This window comes from Sphingomonas canadensis, from assembly GCF_026013525.1.
GTDB lineage: Bacteria > Pseudomonadota > Alphaproteobacteria > Sphingomonadales > Sphingomonadaceae > Sphingomonas > Sphingomonas canadensis.
In genome coordinates this window covers 1-1,366 of record NZ_JAPDRA010000023.1, presented here as the reverse complement: position 1 = coordinate 1,366, position 1,366 = coordinate 1, and the positions used below count along the sequence as shown (strand labels likewise).

Annotated in this window: 2 protein-coding genes; both read right to left on the bottom strand. The window is 55.1% G+C overall.

All coding sequences use genetic code 11. From position 1 onward, the window contains the following. Positions 1 to 835: 835 nt before the first annotated feature. On the bottom strand, positions 836 to 1,087 hold the full coding sequence (locus OM513_RS20730) for a hypothetical protein (protein ID WP_264946686.1): 252 nt from the start codon (positions 1,085 to 1,087) through the stop codon (positions 836 to 838). Between the two features lie 129 nt (positions 1,088 to 1,216). Beyond that, positions 1,217 to 1,366: hypothetical protein (locus OM513_RS20725; RefSeq protein ID WP_264946671.1), on the bottom strand; the 150-nt coding region annotated here is incomplete at its 5' end.

Sequence of the window (1,366 nt, the reverse complement as noted above, 5' to 3'; positions counted from 1 at the left end):
TCCCCATAATAAATAGAGATTTCTCAATAGTTTCCGCGTTAACACGCCTCTTCTCCTAATTATCTGGTTTCAAAAAATTTCTGTAGCCATCATCTTTTATATAATATGGAGAATTTGCAATAGGTTTCAATGTGTCAAAACTTCCATCGTTTCCTCCAAGGAAGAATATTACGGGGTTTACCCTTCCTTTATTGTATCTGACAAAACTCTCTACATCGCCTCCAGAGCTTCTTGCCGTCTTCATGGAGAAATTAGCATCTTCCTTTACCCCCGTGGGATGATTTCGGTGACAGGTGCAATAATACCGAATTGCCGCCCTTCGGCTTCGGCGCGCGTTTTGCGGAGGCGAGGGCCAGGGCCGGTGTGCGCTTCCATATCGGCGAGCCGCCCTCGAAGAAGGTCCGCTCGCGCCGGTTGCCCCGCTGGGTGATATGATGCGGGATGCCCGGGAGGACGATACGACGGAGCCTCGCCATGGCCCGAGGCTAACGACGGCGCGACGCGAGTAAAGGGGTTATTGCACGTGTCACCGTAATCCTGCGCATGGTATCCCAGCTTGGCTTCGCGCTGTTCATGATGGTGGAGACGCGCGACCGATCACGCGCGAACTGGCGGGCGCCGGGCGGTAGCTATCGCGCCACGTTGCGTGCGCGAGGTGCCCGCCGCGAAAGCCTTGCTATCCCCTCGGTTTAGCACGGCCTTTCGATACCGGGGATTGAGTATAGTGTCCCCGGAATTCACGGCGCGAAAGGAGTAAAGGGATTATTGCACGTGTCACCGTAATTCCGCGCCGCGTAATTCCGGTAATTCCGGCAAGAGTCGAGAGGCAACAAAACTATTTTCCCAACTTCTTAGCAATTCGAGATACCTGAGCTTCATCGCCAGAAATAGACAGGCCCACATAAGTCTCTGACTCGATATGGATATCTTTCCCATCCAGATTGACCGTAGCCGAATCCAACTCCTGTGAACCTGCAACGGACCAATCGCAATTTATCAGCTTACCCCCCCACCTTTTTAAGAGGTTCATAAGCCCTCCGCGAAGCTCGTCGTCATATTCATCGCCAAGGATAATTTTCTTACTCATATTGCGCTCCTTAGAATTTCAAGTCCTTACCTCCGAAATTACGGTGACACGTGCAATAATACCGAATTACTGCCCTTCGACTTCGGCCCCCGTTTGTGCCGGGGCGGGGCCATCCCGCCCGTCCCGCGATCAGAGCGAGGGCAGGTCCAGCCCCATCGCGCGTGCGCAATCCACGGCCTCGTCATAGCCGGCGTCGGCGTGACGCATCACGCCGGTGGCGGGGTCGTTCCACAACACGCGCTCCAGCCGGCGGGCCGCGTCCGGGGTGCCGTCGGCGAC

Bases quoted from the DNA above. Each gene is read 5' to 3' on its own strand.
- OM513_RS20730 (WP_264946686.1), bottom strand. From the start codon at position 1,087: ATGAGTAAGAAAATTATCCTTGGCGATGAATATGACGACGAGCTTCGC.